A 16,831-nucleotide genomic window follows, 5' to 3' on the forward strand; every position below is an offset into this window, starting at 1 on the left:
GATGAAACAGTATTTAACACTAAATAATGATATATTAAACCGCTACCGCGCAACCGGTGAACTCGATTTACAAAAAGATAAGGACGCGACACGCCGCTATTTTTTAGAGGAAATTAACGTGCGACTACGTTACTTTATCGATATTGAGGAAAAGGTACGCTACTTAGTCGACGAAGGCTATTATGAAAAAGAATTTTTAGAACTTTACTCAATGGAGTTCATTAAGCGCATGTACAAAAAGGCGTATGCGTATAAATTCCGCTTCCCTTCATTCATGAGCGCATCGAAGTTTTATGATAGCTATGCAATGAAAAGTCGCGACGGAAAAGAAATATTAGAAAAATATGAGGACCGCATTGTTATTATTGCACTCTATCTTGCACAAGGTGATGAAGCGTTAGCTGAGGAGGCGATTGATGCGATTCTAACTGCTTATCAACCGGCTACCCCAACTGCTTTAAATAGTGGAAAAAAAGCACGTGGTGAATTAGTTTCGTGCTTTAAATTAACGATGGATGACTCGATGAATTCGATTGCCGAAAATATTGGCTACTGCTTAGAGCTATCTCGTTTAGGTGGTGGTGTTGGGGTCAATTTAACCGATTTGCGTCCACTTGGTGATCCGATTAAAGGCATTTTAAACCGTGCAAGTGGGGTCATGCCCGTTGCAAAGCTATTAGAAAACTCTTTTAGCTATAGTAATCAATTAGGGCAGCGTAACGGTTCAGGAGTTGTGTACTTAAACATTTTCCACGGTGATATCGAGAGCTTTATTTCATCAAAAAAGCCTAACGCCGATGACAAAATCCGTTTAGCTACCCTATCAACCGGCATTATCGTCCCGGACATTTTCTTTGAATTAATGAAACGTGACAAAGACATTGTGCTGTTTAGCTCCTACGATATTTATAAAGAATACGGCAAGCGCATGTCAGAAATTTCGATGACTGAAATGTATTACGAGCTATTGGATAATCCGAATATCCGCAAACTAAAACGCATCAACGCGCGTAAACTCTATACCGAGGTGAAAAAAGCACAGTTTGAATCGGGCTATCCTTTTGAAATTTTAGATGATAACGTCAATAATAATCACGCATTGAAAAATATCGGGCGTGTGAAAATGTCGAATTTATGCACCGAAATCCTTCAGTATCAACAAACAAGCATCATTACGGATCAAAACGAGCCAAACGAATATGGCCTGGATGTGTCATGTAATTTAGGCTCAATCGATATTCACGAAGCAACAAAAGTCGAAAACTTTGAAAAGCTCGTTGCTACAGCAATGCGCCTATTAACAAATGTTTCGACGATGACGGATATTATTAATGTTCCTTCTGTTTCGAAGGCCAACAAAGTGATGCACTCGGTAGGGCTTGGTGTCATGAATTTACACGGGCATTTAGTACAGAGTGGCATTCGCTACGGCTCAAAGGAATCTATCCAATTTATTGATGCCTTTATGGAAGCACTGAATTACTATTCGTTAAAGGCTTCTATGGAAACAGCGAAAGCAAAAAAAGAAACGTTTTATCAATATGAGGATAGCGATTACGCGACTGGCGTTTATTTTGAAAAGTATTTGAGTAAAAACAAGAACATACACTCTGCAATTGTTAGAGATGCTCTAAACAACGTGCCGATTATTACGCAAGATATGTGGGTTCAGTTAAAGAATGACGTGAAGAAATATGGATTATTTCATAGCTACCGATTAGCGATCGCGCCTTAAATGCTAGGGCTTTCATTGTTGTAAAACAGTGTCAAAACAAGTGAAATTGCTGGGAATCCGTAAAGCCAAAAATACGACAACGTCATTGGAAACAATATGCGTGAACGTGGCGAAAGCAGAAAAAAATTTTTGGATGACATAGGGTGAAAAAAAGCGTCTTGAGATAGATGTCCTACGTGTCGAAACAATCGGGAATCAGCAGCCAAGCACCTGTCAAATGGTGAAGGTTCAACGACTATAATACTTGGTAGGTAAGGAAACCCCTTACCTATATTGGATAGTCTACTCCCCTACTAAATATCGGGAAACCGAGGGTATCAAGGACAGGCAGTATTTCTTACATCCGTTCCTGCACAGCATCCATCTCCCCCGTCACTGAACGCGTGGAGGTACGTGACTATGCAGATTCTCGCACGATTTACCCGATGCCATTTTTAACAAACGACAACAAAGAGCTTTATACAGAAGCCTATGACGTAAATCCATACGAGCTCATCGATTTATATGCAGCCGCGCAGCAGCACGTCGATCAAGGGATTTCGATGACGCTGTATGTAACCGATCAATGGACAACCGAGCAGCTTGCGAAAATTTATATTTATGCATGGATGAAAGGCATTAAATCCATCTATTACGTTCGTCAACGCCTACTGACAATCGAGGAGTGTGTCGCATGTCAAATTTAATATATACGGCAGTCAACTGGAACAAGCCAACAAGTGATTTAGCCCGAATTTTCTGGGATCAACAGTGGAAACAAATTTGGTTTCCCGAGGAAATCGCGGTAAGTAAAGACGTCAAGCAATGGAAGGAATTCGAGCATCAGGATACATATAAAAAAGTATTTGGTGGCTTAACCCTGCTCGATACGGTGCAAACAAACATCGGCATGAACGAAATCGCGAAATTCACGCCCGACCTACAGGAAAAAGCGGTTTTAACGGTATTTGGTGCATTCGAAGCCATTCATGCCAAATCGTATTCGTACATTTTTACGACCCTTTGCACGAACACCGAAATTGATGAAATTTTTGAATGGGTGCAAAAAAACGAGTTCCTTCAATATAAAGCAAATCGGATTGGCGATGTATATAAAGCCATCCAAGAAGATGATCCAGAAAGCTTATGGAAAGCGATGTATGCGTCGGTTATGCTAGAAAGCTTCCTGTTCTATTCCGGCTTCTTTTATCCGCTCTATTTAGGCGGACAAGGAACTTTAAGGAATTCTGCGGAAGTGATTTCATTAATATTGCGTGACGAAAGTATTCACGGCGTAGCAGTCGGCTTTTTCGCGCAAAACATCTTCAAATCGTTTTCTGAAGACAAAAAGCAAGAGCTCACATTGTGGGGCTATGAATTTTTACTTGATCTTTATCAAAATGAAATGAAATACACAGAGGACCTGTATGCTGAAACCGGTCTATCCCCTGAAGTAAAAAAATACGTGCGCTATAATGCCAATAAAGCACTAATGAACCTAGGCTTCGAGACGATGTTCCCGGAAGAAGAAGTGAACCCGGTCGTAATGAACGGCATCACAAACACCGGCTCCAATTATGATTTCTTTAGCCAAAAAGGTGCGACTTATGCCATCGCAAAAGTAGAGCCAATTACAGACGATACGTTTAAATTTTAAAGAGAAATGGCTGTCCATTTGATGGGCAGCCGTTTTTCCATTAAATAGCGCACTCTCTGTGTGACACGGAAATGCGTTCGTTTTCTTTTCATTTTTGAATATTTTATAGCTATCTACTTAAAATTCCTATAGTATAGTTGTTCGGAACACTTAAAGTTATTGGAGGAAAACATTGTGTGGTTTATTTTTGCCATTTTAACGGCCCTAGCATGGGGTCTAGCCGATCTTTTTTATAAAAAAGGATCGAATCCACAAGATCAATACAGTCATTTGAAAATTGTAGTGATGGTTGGTCTTGTCATGGGGATTCACGGAATTAGCTATATGCTCATCAATGATTTGTCTCTTGAAATTTCGGAGCTTATCAAATATTTACCTGTATCTGCACTTTATATTATTTCGATGACCATCGGATATATTGGTTTACGCTATATTGCCTTATCTGTTGCGTCACCGATTCAAAATAGTTCGGGTGTTATTACAACCATTTTACTCGTTGTCTTCTTCTCTTATAGCCTATCTGGATTAGAAGTCGTTGGTATTGCAGCGATTACTGTTGGGGTCATCTTATTAGCCGTTTTAGAACGTAAATATGATTTAGAGGAACTTTCTAAAACTGAAACCGTTGACCGAAAGTATAAAATTGGTTTCTTAGCGATTTTATTCCCAATCTTATATGCAATCTTTGATGGTGCGGGTACATTCTTAGATGCCATTTACTTAGATGAAAAAGCATTGATTTCAGAAGACCATGCATTACTGGCATATGAATTTACATTCTTCTTCGTTGCGATCCTTGTTTTCATTTTCTTAAAAATGAAAAAGCAAAGCATTAATCCGTTTAAAGAATATACGCGTGGGAGTGCAGCGATTTTCGAAACAGCTGGTCAATTTACATACGTGTTTGCCATGGCTAGTAATGCCGTGATTTCTGCGCCGATTATTGCCTGCTACTCGATTTTCTCAGTTCTTCTATCACGTATTTTCTTAAAGGAACGCTTAACAAAAGCACAGTATGCGGTTGTAGTTTTAGTACTGCTTGGTATCGCGATTTTAGGGATTGCAGACGAATTGTAAGTAATGCTCCATGTAAAAAAGAAGCGACAGTCCGTTAAATTGGACCGTCGCTTCTTCGTTTTCAACCATTAGTTGCCGTACAACACATCGGCATAAGCACTATTTTTTTCGAATTCTGCTTTCGCGAATGGACATAGTGGTAACACCTTCATGGCTTTTTCACGTGCATGTTCGACAAAGGCCGCGACTAGCTTTTTACCTACCCCTAGCCCTCTTGCAGCATCTGTGACACCTGTATGATCAATAATATAGAAGCTTCCTGAATCGACAAATGTCATTTCGCCTAACTCTATACCATCTTGTACCGCTGTTACGATTAGTTCTTTTACTTTTACGTCCATCTTATTTTTGCTCCTTTAAAATGTATTGTAATGCTTTTGCTGGGCAAGTATCGATAATTTCTGCAACCCTATTTGCTGCTTCAGCATCTGGAAGAATCCACGGCTTACGCTTCGGATTAAATACTTCTAAACTCCCTTTCACACACTTGCCTGCGTGTGCACATAGCTCGATATTGTAATACACGTCAATCGCTGTACCTGGATAGCTTCGGTAGCCGTTTTCTTTTAATTGTTGATCTGTCATCATCGTGTTCCCCCTATTGTAACGGTTTTAATTTGCTTTCTATTTCACTTCGCTTATGCTCAAGTGCAGCCGGTAAATGTAATGTTGCACCAAGTTCATCAACGTGAGCCACATGCGCGAATCCTGGTTCATCTGTTGCAATTTCAAATAATAGATTATTCCCATCACGGAAGTATACACTCTCAAAATAGTGCCTGTCCACAACATTCGTCGTCATGTAGCCTAACGCCTTTAGTTGATCATTGAGTGCCACTAAATTCTCTTTTGTACCAGCTCGCACCGCAATATGATGAATACTACCGCGCCCAGGCTTTTCACTTGGCCCATCCTGCGTCACGACAATAAATTCACTATAAGCCACCTGCTCACTTTGTAAACGGTAGACACCCTCTGCCTCAGCGATCACCGTATAAGAAAACACATCCTGTAACACTTGGATCGTCTTTTGTGGAAATTGTACCGTTAGCTCAATCGGACCTAAACCTAAAATACGGTGAGCTTCTTCGACCGGGCTGTTTGGCCAATACGTCCATTTTTCCGGTACCGTTTGCCCATTATGATTGATGAGCAGCATGCGTAACCCTTCCGAATCTTCAAACGCCAGTACATCATAGCCAGCGTACTTCGTAATCGGCTCATGCGTCACGTTTAATTCCTGAAGTCGTTGTTGCCAATACACTAAGCTGTCATAGCTTGGTACGAGTAAACCCATTCGCGTAATCGCATTTGTACCCCGAATTGTTCTGCCTGCCAATGGAATTTCAAAGAATGTCAACTCTGTCCCCGGAGCGCCCGTATAATCTCCGTAAAACAAGTGGTACATATCGGTAGAATCCTGATTGACGGTTTTATTTACCAATCGTAATCCAAGAATATCATGATAAAAATGGAAATTTGCTTTTAAATCTTTTGTAATCATTGAAATGTGATGATGTGTCATTTTCATAGTAACTCCTTCTATTGTAAATCAGTAAATTCTTCATATAATACGAGTTGATTTAACTTTTCAACGACGCTATTTAAGCCATTCGTTACGTGCTGTAAATCATCGATATTTCGAATTTGTTCACCCGATGTCTCGATCGAAGCATCAGACAGTTTCAGTAAAAGCTCATTCGATTGAAGGACTGTTTGGAATGTTTCATTAACATTTTTAACCGTTGTGACAGTCGCATCAATAATTTTTGAAATATCATAGGTTTCGTGTTCCATTGATTTTGAGCTCGTGACAATTTGTGAAAAGGTTTGCTCTGTCTCTTCAACAATCTGCTTGCCTTTCGCTACTTCTTCAACGCTCGCTACCATGCTTTCTTGAATGTGCTCGACTTTCGTATACATCGTGTGAATTAACGTTAAAATATGGCTCGTTGAATCTTTCGAGCTATGCGCGAGCTTTTGAACCTCATTTGCCACCACACTAAAGCCCTTTCCGTGATCACCTGCACGCGCTGCTTCAATCGAAGCGTTCAATGCCAGTAATTTCGTTTGATCAGAAATCCGTTCAATTTCGATTACCTGCTTTGAAATTTCCTTTGAATCGTCATAAAAATCATCTACTAAACTACGTAAATTTTGTAAGGATGATTCAACAACCTCTTGCTGCGTCGCGATTTTATTGATAGAAACCGAGCCATCAAGTGCATGTGTCGTTGCATCAGTTGCCTGTTTGGTAATATGATTGGTGATTGACTGAATATCAAGCATTTGTTGTTCAAGTTCCCCACCATTAGCAGCTGTTTGAATCACTAAATTCGTCGTTTTGTCAATTTGCCCTTTTGTAGCGGTTAACGTATCTTGAGTCTCATAGCTCGAAGATGTCACAAGCGTATTTTTTTTACCTAAATCTTCTGCACCACGTCTCACAGCTTGACTCACGCTTTGCACCTCTTGTAGCAATGCGTTTATTTTTTCATTGCTTTCCTGTTCAAGCTTAGCGTGAGCGCGGTCTGATTCTTGCATATGCTGAATAATCACGGCAGTAGCAACTGTAATCAAAATTAAAAAGAACGCATGAATTAAGACAAGACTGAAGCTATACCCACTCGTTCCACAAAGCAGTTCTGGGAATAAAAAATACCCACCTAAATGGTGAACCGTAAATATAGACGCCGCTACAAAAATTAACCGTTTGCTATGAAACATCGTGATTAACGACATCACCACAAAAATTGAAAAGTGATATTCTATTAAACCACTCCCAGATGCGATGATGGTTATACTTGAGAGGGTTAGCGTCAGCATAATCAGCCACGGTAAGCGTTGATCGGAAGGATACTTTTTATACATAGTCCAGCCCACGATCACGAGTAGGAAAAGCGTAACAAGTAAGCCGATGACAATAGTTTTAGTCTGATAGGTCATCACTTGCCCATTTTCCATAATAATGCGACCTTCTAAAAATCCAAAATACTGATGCATCACAAATACAATAAGCGCTACGTCACTTAGCACTGTCGAAAAAATCAATAATAATTTATTTTGTAACATTTTTTTCTCAATCATGGTAAACCTCAATTTCTTTCGTTATAATTTGAAACGTTCTATTAAGCTATTGACCTATTTTACCTAGGACATCTCACAAATTTCTCAAATGAGAGGGGGCTATCGCCATCCGCGCAAAAATTTTTATGATTTTTAGTACGTTACTGCCGCTTTTTTTGATTTTGACCTTCTCTTATGAGTATCAAAAACAATTTACGCCTGCCCCACTACAAGATGGTGTCGTGCATTTACCGAACGAAGAAGATGCACTTGTTCAATTAAATCATGGCTGGACCTACGATGTGGGCACGCGCATTCAACTCGTTGAGGCTACGCCATTTACGGTACATACAAACAAAGTCACTACCTTTTCGCTCAAGCTACAGGTACCAAAAGCACAACAGATTTACAGTGTAAAGTTAGCTGGGATTCATCAGCCCTTTGAACTTTGGGTCAATGGACAGCTCATCAAAGCAGGCTCGAGGCAGGCTCAGGAAAAACTCACGCATTTTTATGTAGATCGATCATCTGTTGATTTGAAGCTGGTGATCACACCGATAAATGACCGGATCGCCTTTTTACAAACGCCCATTTTCGGACAGACAGATACGATGCAAGGGTTTTTCATAAAAAATCTCATCATCATGCTCCTGACGCTCATTAGCTTAACAATCTTAGGCGTCTACTCGATCACTTTATATTTCTCAAAGGAGCATAAAATCCTGCATCTTCAAATTGGCATCTACTTCCTATTAGTTAGTGGCTCGCTACTTCTCTCAAACGAAGGGATTGTCGCAGTGTTCTTAAACTTCTCGGATAGCTTAGTCAAATTGAAAACGATTGCTGGCATACTTGCTGCTGTCCCGTTATATTTTATTGTTGCAGCGATAAATCAGGTTGTTTTATCGAAAGTAAAAATCTCTCGCTTTTTAAGCATCATTGTACTCGTACTGTTCCTGATTTTGATCGCACCGCTCGAGATATACCGTCCTTTGGAAATTATTATTTGGGGTTGTTTGATCGGCATCCTCTTTTTACATTTGCTCAAGTTGATCATTTATTTCGCCAAGAACAAACAGTTTAAGTTGAAGAATATTTTATTATTGAACACGCTATTTTATCTATTGCTCTATTTAATTTTGCGGATTTACTATAATGTATGGGGAACGGATTTCCAATCGAACTTGCTGCTCATCATTTTTGCTATTTCGATTTGTCTGTACTTAATGCTCTATCAAAATCAATTAGTCTCAGAGCTCGAACGCTCGAAAAAAGAGGCCATTCAATCGAAAATTTCCTTTTTCAATGCCCAAATTAAACCGCATTTTATTTATAATGCACTCAGTAATATTATGGCGCTCTGCTATACCGATAATTTAAAAGCTGCGCATCTTTTAGGAAAATTCAGCACCTATTTACGCTTGATTTTTGAAAATAACACGCAAAATGATTGGATTTCGTTGGAAAAGGAATTAACATTGATAGATGCCTATGTCGAAATCGAAAAGGCTCGTTTCCCCGATAAAATTCACTACACACTCGAGGTTGATCCAATGAGCAAGTCGTTAACGATCCCTGCCCTTTCCATTCAACCTTTCGTTGAAAATGCGATTCGCCATGGACTCTTTAACAAGGAGGGCACGGGGATTGTCTCTGTAAAGACTAAACAGCAGCCCCATGAATTAATCATAACGATTAAAGATGACGGCGTTGGGATGACTCCCGAAACGGTCGCCACGATTTTAGAAGGCACGCAAGAACAGCAAGGGATTGGCGTATTAAACGTCATTCAACGCTTACAGTATATTGACAACAGCCAATTTGACTTGCACTCTGCGTTACATGAAGGAACAACAATTGTACTGAAAATACCAATTCAATCGTAAGAACGGAGGGCCCTTATGTTAAAAGCAGTCGTCGTGGAAGATGAACAAAATTTACTCGATTTACTCGTATATTTTTTGAAAAATAACGCGCATTATGAGGTCATCGGCGCATTCCATAATCCAGAAATGGCCTTGCAGGAAATCCCTCAGCTTGCACCAGACGTTATTTTTTTAGATATCGAAATGCCGAAAATGAACGGGATAGAGCTGGCGACACGTTTAAAAAGTGACCGCTATCAGCTCGTTTTCACAACGGCCTACGAACAATATGCGTTAGAAGCGTTGAAGCTTGAGGCAAGTGAATATTTACTGAAACCAATCACACCCGAAAGTATAGAAAGCATTAGCCCTAAAATTTTGAAACGCAACACAATGCTTAAACAGTTCAACGCACCTGTGGAAAAAGCGTATAGCATCCAATGCTTTGGTAGCTTTAACGTTTCAGCAGCCGCGCAAGTGATTAAGTGGCCTACTCGAAAAGTAGAAGAATTATTTGCTTATTTGCTCGTGCATTCTGGATGTATCCTGAATAAATGGCGCATCGCCGAGGATATCTGGCCAAACAAAGGCATCAATAACATTTACAACTCGGTCTATTTATTAAATAAAACCTTAAAAGAATTTGACTTCCCGATAAGCGTGGTCAATCTAAATGAAGGCTATAAATTAGAAATCGGTGACTCGGTTCAAATTGATCTTCTGGCATTTAATCAGCATAATCTTGAAGATAGCGCATCAAAAGAAACGCTTGAGCTAGCAAACTACATTTCTTTACGCGGCCCACTTTTTTATGACAAGGACTATGCGTGGATTACCTTATACCGCGAGCAGTACACGATTAAGCACCAAAAATTACTTGATAATTTGTTAACTCACTATCAAACAACAGATCCGATTATTCACGAAGGTTTATTGAAAGACTATCAAACACTTTATGACGATTAATGCCCCTCTCTCTGAAAGCTGATTTTAAATATATGTTTTAAATAAGGGTCTGCTCGGTAAAATATACCGAAGCAGACCCTTTTATTGTTCATTTTTTAACGCAAATTTCCGGCCAAACACAATATAAAAATACGTTGAACCAATCAAGTAGAGCGCACCTGTAATGGAAAACGTATACACATAACCCCAATACGAACCGTATGTTGTGACAAACCAAGCTGCCGGAATCCCCATCACTGCCCACCCCAAATTAAATACCGTTTGGTTGATTGAATTGGCGAGTCCTTTATATTTGTCGTGCACAACATCCATCGCAATGGCACTCGTAATCGGATTGCCAGCATTCATCAGTGCTTGACGCATTAAAAAGCCAAGTGAGGCAAAAAATAAGGAGCCTGTAAATGCCGTTAAAAATAAAAATGGGATTGAGGCAAATTGGAAAATAACGAGTGCACGCACTTTACCGACACGTTTGACAAGCATCGGCCCAATCATCATTGCAACAGCCGTCATGGCAGAGCCAAGTGCCAATATAAAGCCGATATACGAATTACTCGCCTCAAATCGATTAGCAAAATATAAATTCAAATACGGAATGACAAGGCCAGAGCCGCTACCAATAAGTAAATTGGCAATCGCAAAAAGCGCCATCATTTTAAAATTAAAGCCTCTACTTGCATTTTTTTCATTGGCTTTCGGTTCAATCGATTGTTGCTTCACGACCTCTACCTTTTTAATAGGTTTCAGTTTAAATAGCGCTGGTAAACCCATCATAAATAAAGCAGCACCAACGAGTAGCGCTACACGAATACTATGTGCTTCATCCATAAAGAATAGCAGCTGCATTAAATCGGCAATGACACCACCGAGTAAACTTCCGACTACATTGGCGATTGTGACGAGTGCAAAATGCAAACTAAATAAATGCATGCGCTCTTTTGGATTTGAATTTTCCGCTAAAAACGGGACACCTGATACTTGTATTAACGCCCAGACGATCCCTGTTGCAAAAGCAAATAGCAACATCGGCTGTTCAGCAGTAACAAAACTTCTGCCAAAAAGCATCAAGCAGGTCAAACTAGCACCCGTAATCATAATCCACTTTCGTCCAAGCTTATCGCTTATAATCCCCGCTGGAATCAGCATAAAAGCCGTTGCTAATGCAGTAATAGAAATAACGCTCCCGTTCACAGTTTCCGGCAGACCCAGCTCACGTATATATAAGTTGTACATTATACTAAAAATCCCCATACCCATTTGTAAAAATAGGTTGGCGAATATAAACAATTTAATATTGCGATTGAACGACTTAAAATTTTTGACCCATTCTAGAAGCCACGTCTTCAATAGACACACTCACCTTCTATTTTTATTTCGACTTCCTAAATATACGTCTTTCGTATTAAAATCTCAATAGAAATGTCGATTATTAGTAAATAAAAGGTTCATCTCCGTAAGTTGGGGATGAAAAAGTGATAATACATATAAATGGGCACGTTTTAATGTAATCCGTTCTACTACGCTACTTTAAATCAACGGTAATCTGTTAGGAAAGGAACCAAATTAAAGGCAATTGCGCTTCAAAAGAGGTCATGCAATCTAGTCCGCGCGTTACCGCTTGTTCATCAATTCAATTTGACCAGCGATCACTTGTGCCGTTAAGTCATTTTCATGCTGGAGCCACCACATAATGACCCCAATAATCGATGCGGTTTTCACATCGCTTTCCACATAAAAATCGCGCTTTGGCTTCATCGGATTACGTCTACGAACCGTAATTAACTCCTTAAATAAATCAAATAAATGACGTTCAACCGCGTCTTGTTGCGTAAGAGCTATAATAATCGACCAACGTTCCTGCAAGTAATGCAGTAAATCCACGACCTGCTCTTGGCGCGAGCTATTTTTTTCGTGCATGAGTGCATTAATTTTCACGGTAAGCTGCTGTAAGATTTCCTGCGTCATCTGCACTTGTAAATCCTCAAGATCCTTGTAATGTAAATAAAACGTCGTACGATTCAGCTTTGCATGCTTGGTCACTTTTTGTACGGATAATTGATGTAGTTGATTGCCCTCTAATAACAATTCTAATAACGCCTCTTTTAATAGTTGCTGTGTGCGTAACACGCGTGGATCTCCGTATTGCATCATGTTCCCCCTAATTTTTATCGACAGTTTTTGAATATTTGTCTACTACAACACACTTTGTCTACGATTGTTCATGGTCAATCGATACATTCAATTGCTATGATACTTTTTAGACACAATGTCTATAATATAAACGCTAAGGAGTCTTTATGCAAAACGAACTATCACCTAAAACTAAAAAGTTGCTCGTACTGATTTTAATTGTTGGCTGCTTCTTTTCCACGTTAAATCAGACTTTATTAAATGTTGCGTTAAGTGAGCTCATGCAAATTTTTCAGGTCACACCAGTAACGATTCAATGGCTCGCAACGGGCTTTATGCTCGTAAACGGAGTGCTTGTACCAATTACCGCCTATTTAATGAAACGCTTTTCAACACGCCAAATATTCATGAGCTCGATGGTATTTTTATTCATCGGTTCTGTCCTTGCCGCCTGCGCACAAAACTTCGGCATGCTACTTGCTGGACGTATGATCCAAGCTGCGGGGGCTGGGATTATTTTACCGCTGATGATGACGGTAATTGTTTATTTATATCCAGCTGAACAACGAGGGGCGATTATGGGGAAAATGGGTTTTGCGATTATCTTCGCCCCTGCCATTGCCCCTACTGTCGGTGGCTTTATCCTTGAATACCTTTCTTGGCGCTACCTCTTCATCATGATGATTCCCATTTCAGCTGCGATAATTGTATTGGCACTAAAATACATGATCAATATTGAAGAGGGCTCAAAACTATCGCTCGATTTAACGAGTGTACTGTATTCAACAATCGGCTTCGGGGCGGTATTATACGGCTTTAGTAGTGCTGGGAGTCGTGGTTGGGGCGACTGGCTCGTGTTGACGTCAATCATTGTCGGAATCGTGAGCATTGCGCTCTTTAGTCGTCGCATGCTAGCATCCGCGCAGCCGTTACTTAATTTGCGGGTATTTAGCTACAAAATGTTTACAATGACCAGCATTATTAATATTACAATTACGATTTTAATGTACGCAGATCTGATTTTACTGCCGATTTATTTACAAGATGGGCGCGGTTTTAATGCCTTTGAAGCGGGATTAATTTTACTACCTGCTGCGATTATTAATGCTTTTTTATCACCTGTGACTGGTAAATTATTCGACCGCTTTGGTGCTAAGCCCCTGTTTTTAATCGGGACTGCACTCATTGCCCTTTCGATGCTGCTCGTTATTGATTTATCCACAACAATGTCCGTTCCATATTTAATCATTCGTACGATTGTTTTACGTGTCGGCTTAACCTTTATTACAATGCCGCTTAATACAGCTGCTTTAAATGCCCTGCCACGGGAGCTTGCATCACATGGCTCCGCCGTAAATAACACCGTTCGTCAACTTGCAGGCGCGATTGGCACAGCGGTTATTATTACAATCTATACAATGCAGTTGAGCCATGTCGACATCACGGCAAACGACGGTTTTGCCACTGCCGCTGGGAACACGTACATTTGGATGCTAGGACTTGCCATCCTTTCGATTATCATTGCCTTATTCGTGCCAAATAAAGTAGAAAAGTCAAATTCATCCGTTGAATAGTCTTCCCGATTTATATTAAACTATAATAAAATCACTATTTTTTATAGTTTCTATCTATAAATCAGAAAGGCGTTACTTATGGAATTAAGACAGTTAGAGTACTTTATTATTCTTTGTGAAGAAATGCAATTTACGAAAGCGGCAGATCGACTGCTGATTGCACAGCCGACACTTAGTCAGCAAATTAAAGTTTTAGAACAAGAACTGGGTACACCTTTGTTTCATCGCATCGGGAAAAAAATATCATTAACAGAAGCAGGACAAATTCTTTTACCACAAGCACGAAAAATGTTCCAAACACTTGATTCAACAAAAATTCAGTTGCAACAACTCGACAGCTTAGAAAAAGGCACACTTCGCATTGGTGCTCTTCCCGGCGAGCTAACGAATATTGTGTCGGATATCGCGCTACAATTTATGCACAAGTATCCGCATATCCAAGTGTTCATTACATCAGGGGAAGATATGTACGAGCTCATCCGGAATAATTCAATCGACTTTGGCTTCACATTTACTTTACACAATGACCAATATGAACAACAGTATGAAGAAACCCCTTTATATACAGAGCAATTTTGTTATGTTGAACGAAAACAAAGTAACGAAGTCAGCAAATCCATCCTGCTACAAGACATCATCAATGAACCGCTCGTTTTATTCCCAAACGCCCATTTATGCAGACGGATCCTGAACAAAGCAGCGAAGGTCGAGCAGTTATCGATTGTTCCAAAATTTGAAACGTCAAGTATTGAAGCGATTTTTCAATTTGTAGAGCAAGGACTTGGTGGAACAATCGTTGCCAAAACATTATTTGATTTACATGCACCGCATGCATTACAAGCACATACGATTTTGCACCCACTATTAGAGCGTGAAACATTGCTTATTTCTCAAAAAGAACGTCAACAAACCCCTGCCTATAGAGCGTTTATGGACTTATTACAACCTGCCTTATCGAAATATCATTTATCTTTACTGACGACGCCATAAAAAAGAGGAAGTAAGCCACTATGTGCTCACTTCCTCTATTTCTTATTTCATTGATTTTGTTTCATTTAACTTTACATGCCAAGAAAGTGCTTCGGCTAATAAATGTGGTGTGTGTGCACCATTCGTTGCTGCTACTGCACGGTTATAATAATCGCGTAATTGCTCCTTATACTCTGGATGTGCACAGTTTTCAATCATTAACTCAACACGTTCCTTTGGTGCTAATCCACGTAAATCGGCAATTCCTTGCTCTGTTACGATTACATCTACATCATGCTCTGTATGGTCGTGATGCGAAACCATTGGGACGATTGATGAAATGGCGCCGCCTTTCGCATAGGATTTCGTCACAAAAATCCCTAAACGCGCGTTACGGGCAAAATCACCTGATCCACCAATACCGTTCATCATTTTCGTACCTGTCACATGCGTTGAATTAACGTTTCCGTAAATATCCACCTCTAGTGCCGTATTAATCGAAATTAAGCCTAATCGACGAATAATTTCCGGATGGTTTGAAATTTCTTGTGGACGTAATACAAGCTGTTGCTGATACTTTTTCAAGTTGCCGTACACTTCTTTACCGTATGCTTCGCTTAACGTAATCGATGTCCCCGAAGCGACCTTCACTTTACCTGCATCAATTAATTCAAATACCGCATCTTGTAACACTTCTGAGTATACTTCTAAATTTTCAAACTCTGAGTGCAAAAAGCCATTTAAGACGGCGTTTGCAACGGAACCCACACCTGACTGTAGTGGAGCCAGTTCATTTGTTAAGCGACCTGCTTCGATTTCTTGGCGGAAGAATGTTAATAAATGAGCTGCAATTTGGGCCGTTTCTTCATCAGGTGGCACTATTAATGAAGGGGCATCTTTAATTTCTGATAATACAATACCTCGAATTTTCGAAACATCTACTTGGATACCTGGTGTACCGATACGCTCGCCTGCGTGTAGCATTGGAATAGCTTCGCGTTTTCCTTGTGGCCCTGGCACATAAATATCATGAATGCCTTCTAATTCGGCTGGTTGTGCTATATTCAATTCAATAATAATTTCTTTTGCATGTTGCGCTATGACGGGTGAATTCCCAACAGAGGTCGTCGGAATGATCATCCCATCTTCTGTAATCGCTACCGCTTCAATTATTGCTACATCGATTGGTCCAACGATGCCTGTGCGAATCAATTCCGCATTATGGGAAACGTGCGCATCAACATATAACACTTCCCCTTTGTTAATTAAATTGCGCATCACTGGGTCACCTTGATACGGCGCACGTTTCCGAATGATACCGGCTTCAGCCATATATTGATCCACTTCAGGACCGAGTGAAGCCCCTGTATACACATCAATTTTAAAGTTTTCAGTTTTCGCTTTTTCGACTAAAGCAAGTGGTACCACTTTTGCATCTCCTGCTCGTGTAAAGCCACTCATCCCTACTAACATCCCATCTTTAATCCACGTAGCCGCCTCTTGTGCTGTTACGACTTTATCTTGCAGTAATGCTGAACGAATACGTTGTTTCATCATTTTTCTCTATTCCTTCCATGGTGAATGTAAAATACAGTCACAGAATTTTTCTAAGGTTGGTCCGTTGTCTCAAGTTCCCTTAAGGACTACCTTCATTTTAAGAAAGACAAATACATTAGTAAATACAATAAAAACTATACTTATCATAGTTTGAAACTATAATAGATGTTGAACAGTAACATTCAAGCCATACTACTAGCGGAATCATTCCCTTCTAAATCTAGGTAAAAGTAGGAAGTCTGTTGAACCCATACAC

Annotated in this window: 15 protein-coding genes; 8 read left to right on the top strand and 7 right to left on the bottom strand. The window is 40.0% G+C overall.

What is annotated here, in order from left to right; translation table 11 throughout:
* The first annotated feature begins 1 nt into the window (after position 1).
* The 4 genes from NSQ62_RS12355 (at position 2) to NSQ62_RS12370 (ending at position 4,448) form a co-directional block, all read left to right on the top strand.
* Positions 2-1,735 (top strand): ribonucleoside-diphosphate reductase subunit alpha, encoded by a 1,734-nt coding sequence (locus NSQ62_RS12355; RefSeq protein ID WP_341320436.1) that lies wholly within the window; start codon positions 2-4, stop codon positions 1,733-1,735.
* Between the two features lie 332 nt (positions 1,736-2,067).
* The gene (locus tag NSQ62_RS12360; RefSeq protein WP_341323932.1) at positions 2,068-2,421 is read left to right on the top strand and encodes a hypothetical protein; all 354 of its coding nucleotides are present in this window, start codon (positions 2,068-2,070) and stop codon (positions 2,419-2,421) included.
* Positions 2,409-3,371 (top strand): class 1b ribonucleoside-diphosphate reductase subunit beta, encoded by a 963-nt coding sequence (gene nrdF, locus NSQ62_RS12365; protein WP_341320437.1) that lies wholly within the window; start codon positions 2,409-2,411, stop codon positions 3,369-3,371. Before NSQ62_RS12360 ends, nrdF begins: the two co-directional genes overlap by 13 nt.
* A 174-nt stretch (positions 3,372-3,545) precedes the next feature.
* A complete protein-coding gene (locus NSQ62_RS12370; RefSeq protein WP_341320438.1) occupies positions 3,546-4,448 on the top strand; it encodes an EamA family transporter in 903 nt (300 codons plus the stop codon).
* A gap of 68 nt (positions 4,449-4,516) precedes the next feature.
* On the opposite strand, the gene NSQ62_RS12375 is transcribed toward NSQ62_RS12370, so the two are convergent.
* The 4 genes from NSQ62_RS12375 to NSQ62_RS12390 are packed head-to-tail and all read right to left on the bottom strand — an operon-like array spanning position 4,517 to position 7,535.
* Positions 4,517-4,789 carry a GNAT family N-acetyltransferase gene (locus NSQ62_RS12375; RefSeq protein ID WP_341320439.1) on the bottom strand — a complete coding sequence of 91 codons (273 nt, stop codon included), beginning with the start codon at positions 4,787-4,789 and terminating at the stop codon, positions 4,517-4,519.
* Position 4,790: 1 nt separating this feature from the next.
* The gene (locus NSQ62_RS12380) at positions 4,791-5,036 is read right to left on the bottom strand and encodes a (4Fe-4S)-binding protein (RefSeq protein ID WP_341320440.1); all 246 of its coding nucleotides are present in this window, start codon (positions 5,034-5,036) and stop codon (positions 4,791-4,793) included.
* 10 nt (positions 5,037-5,046) lie between these two features.
* A complete protein-coding gene (locus NSQ62_RS12385; RefSeq protein ID WP_341320441.1) occupies positions 5,047-5,979 on the bottom strand; it encodes a VOC family protein in 933 nt (310 codons plus the stop codon).
* Positions 5,980-5,990: 11 nt separating this feature from the next.
* Positions 5,991-7,535, bottom strand: coding sequence for a methyl-accepting chemotaxis protein (locus tag NSQ62_RS12390; protein WP_341320442.1), 1,545 nt, complete (start codon positions 7,533-7,535; stop codon positions 5,991-5,993).
* 125 nt (positions 7,536-7,660) lie between these two features.
* On the opposite strand from NSQ62_RS12390, the gene NSQ62_RS12395 reads away from it, so the two are divergent.
* Both NSQ62_RS12395 and NSQ62_RS12400 read left to right on the top strand, forming a co-directional pair.
* The gene (locus NSQ62_RS12395; RefSeq protein WP_341320443.1) at positions 7,661-9,400 is read left to right on the top strand and encodes a histidine kinase; all 1,740 of its coding nucleotides are present in this window, start codon (positions 7,661-7,663) and stop codon (positions 9,398-9,400) included.
* Positions 9,401-9,415: 15 nt separating this feature from the next.
* A complete protein-coding gene (locus tag NSQ62_RS12400; protein ID WP_341320444.1) occupies positions 9,416-10,345 on the top strand; it encodes a response regulator in 930 nt (309 codons plus the stop codon).
* A gap of 81 nt (positions 10,346-10,426) precedes the next feature.
* Here NSQ62_RS12400 and NSQ62_RS12405 read toward each other — a convergent pair whose 3' ends face one another.
* Together NSQ62_RS12405 and NSQ62_RS12410 are read right to left on the bottom strand one after the other, a co-directional pair.
* Positions 10,427-11,692, bottom strand: coding sequence for an MFS transporter (locus NSQ62_RS12405; protein WP_341320445.1), 1,266 nt, complete (start codon positions 11,690-11,692; stop codon positions 10,427-10,429).
* A 264-nt stretch (positions 11,693-11,956) separates the two neighbouring features.
* A complete protein-coding gene (locus NSQ62_RS12410; protein WP_341320446.1) occupies positions 11,957-12,496 on the bottom strand; it encodes a TetR/AcrR family transcriptional regulator in 540 nt (179 codons plus the stop codon).
* 146 nt (positions 12,497-12,642) lie between these two features.
* On the opposite strand from NSQ62_RS12410, the gene NSQ62_RS12415 reads away from it, so the two are divergent.
* Entirely contained in the window at positions 12,643-14,049 is a 1,407-nt protein-coding gene (locus NSQ62_RS12415; protein ID WP_341320447.1) for an MDR family MFS transporter, read from the top strand.
* Between the two features lie 78 nt (positions 14,050-14,127).
* Entirely contained in the window at positions 14,128-15,039 is a 912-nt protein-coding gene (locus NSQ62_RS12420; RefSeq protein ID WP_341320448.1) for a LysR family transcriptional regulator, read from the top strand.
* A gap of 42 nt (positions 15,040-15,081) precedes the next feature.
* Here NSQ62_RS12420 and NSQ62_RS12425 read toward each other — a convergent pair whose 3' ends face one another.
* Positions 15,082-16,572 carry an acetyl-CoA hydrolase/transferase family protein gene (locus tag NSQ62_RS12425; protein WP_341323933.1) on the bottom strand — a complete coding sequence of 497 codons (1,491 nt, stop codon included), beginning with the start codon at positions 16,570-16,572 and terminating at the stop codon, positions 15,082-15,084.
* Positions 16,573-16,831: the final 259 nt, after the last annotated feature.

It is taken from the genome of Solibacillus sp. FSL H8-0523, from assembly GCF_038051985.1.
Classification (GTDB): domain Bacteria; phylum Bacillota; class Bacilli; order Bacillales_A; family Planococcaceae; genus Solibacillus.

Excerpts from the sequence above, each read along its gene's own strand:
- NSQ62_RS12400 (WP_341320444.1), top strand. The coding sequence starts at position 9,416 with ATGTTAAAAGCAGTCGTCGTGGAAGATGAACAAAATTTACTCGATTTA.
- NSQ62_RS12415 (WP_341320447.1), top strand. The coding sequence starts at position 12,643 with ATGCAAAACGAACTATCACCTAAAACTAAAAAGTTGCTCGTACTGATT.
- NSQ62_RS12390 (WP_341320442.1), bottom strand. The coding sequence starts at position 7,535 with ATGATTGAGAAAAAAATGTTACAAAATAAATTATTATTGATTTTTTCG.
- NSQ62_RS12375 (WP_341320439.1), bottom strand. The coding sequence starts at position 4,789 with ATGGACGTAAAAGTAAAAGAACTAATCGTAACAGCGGTACAAGATGGT.
- NSQ62_RS12420 (WP_341320448.1), top strand. The coding sequence starts at position 14,128 with ATGGAATTAAGACAGTTAGAGTACTTTATTATTCTTTGTGAAGAAATG.
- NSQ62_RS12425 (WP_341323933.1), bottom strand. The coding sequence starts at position 16,572 with ATGAAACAACGTATTCGTTCAGCATTACTGCAAGATAAAGTCGTAACA.
- NSQ62_RS12385 (WP_341320441.1), bottom strand. The coding sequence starts at position 5,979 with ATGAAAATGACACATCATCACATTTCAATGATTACAAAAGATTTAAAA.
- NSQ62_RS12395 (WP_341320443.1), top strand. The coding sequence starts at position 7,661 with ATGATTTTTAGTACGTTACTGCCGCTTTTTTTGATTTTGACCTTCTCT.
- nrdF (WP_341320437.1), top strand. The coding sequence starts at position 2,409 with ATGTCAAATTTAATATATACGGCAGTCAACTGGAACAAGCCAACAAGT.
- NSQ62_RS12380 (WP_341320440.1), bottom strand. The coding sequence starts at position 5,036 with ATGATGACAGATCAACAATTAAAAGAAAACGGCTACCGAAGCTATCCA.
- NSQ62_RS12355 (WP_341320436.1), top strand. The coding sequence starts at position 2 with ATGAAACAGTATTTAACACTAAATAATGATATATTAAACCGCTACCGC.
- NSQ62_RS12410 (WP_341320446.1), bottom strand. The coding sequence starts at position 12,496 with ATGATGCAATACGGAGATCCACGCGTGTTACGCACACAGCAACTATTA.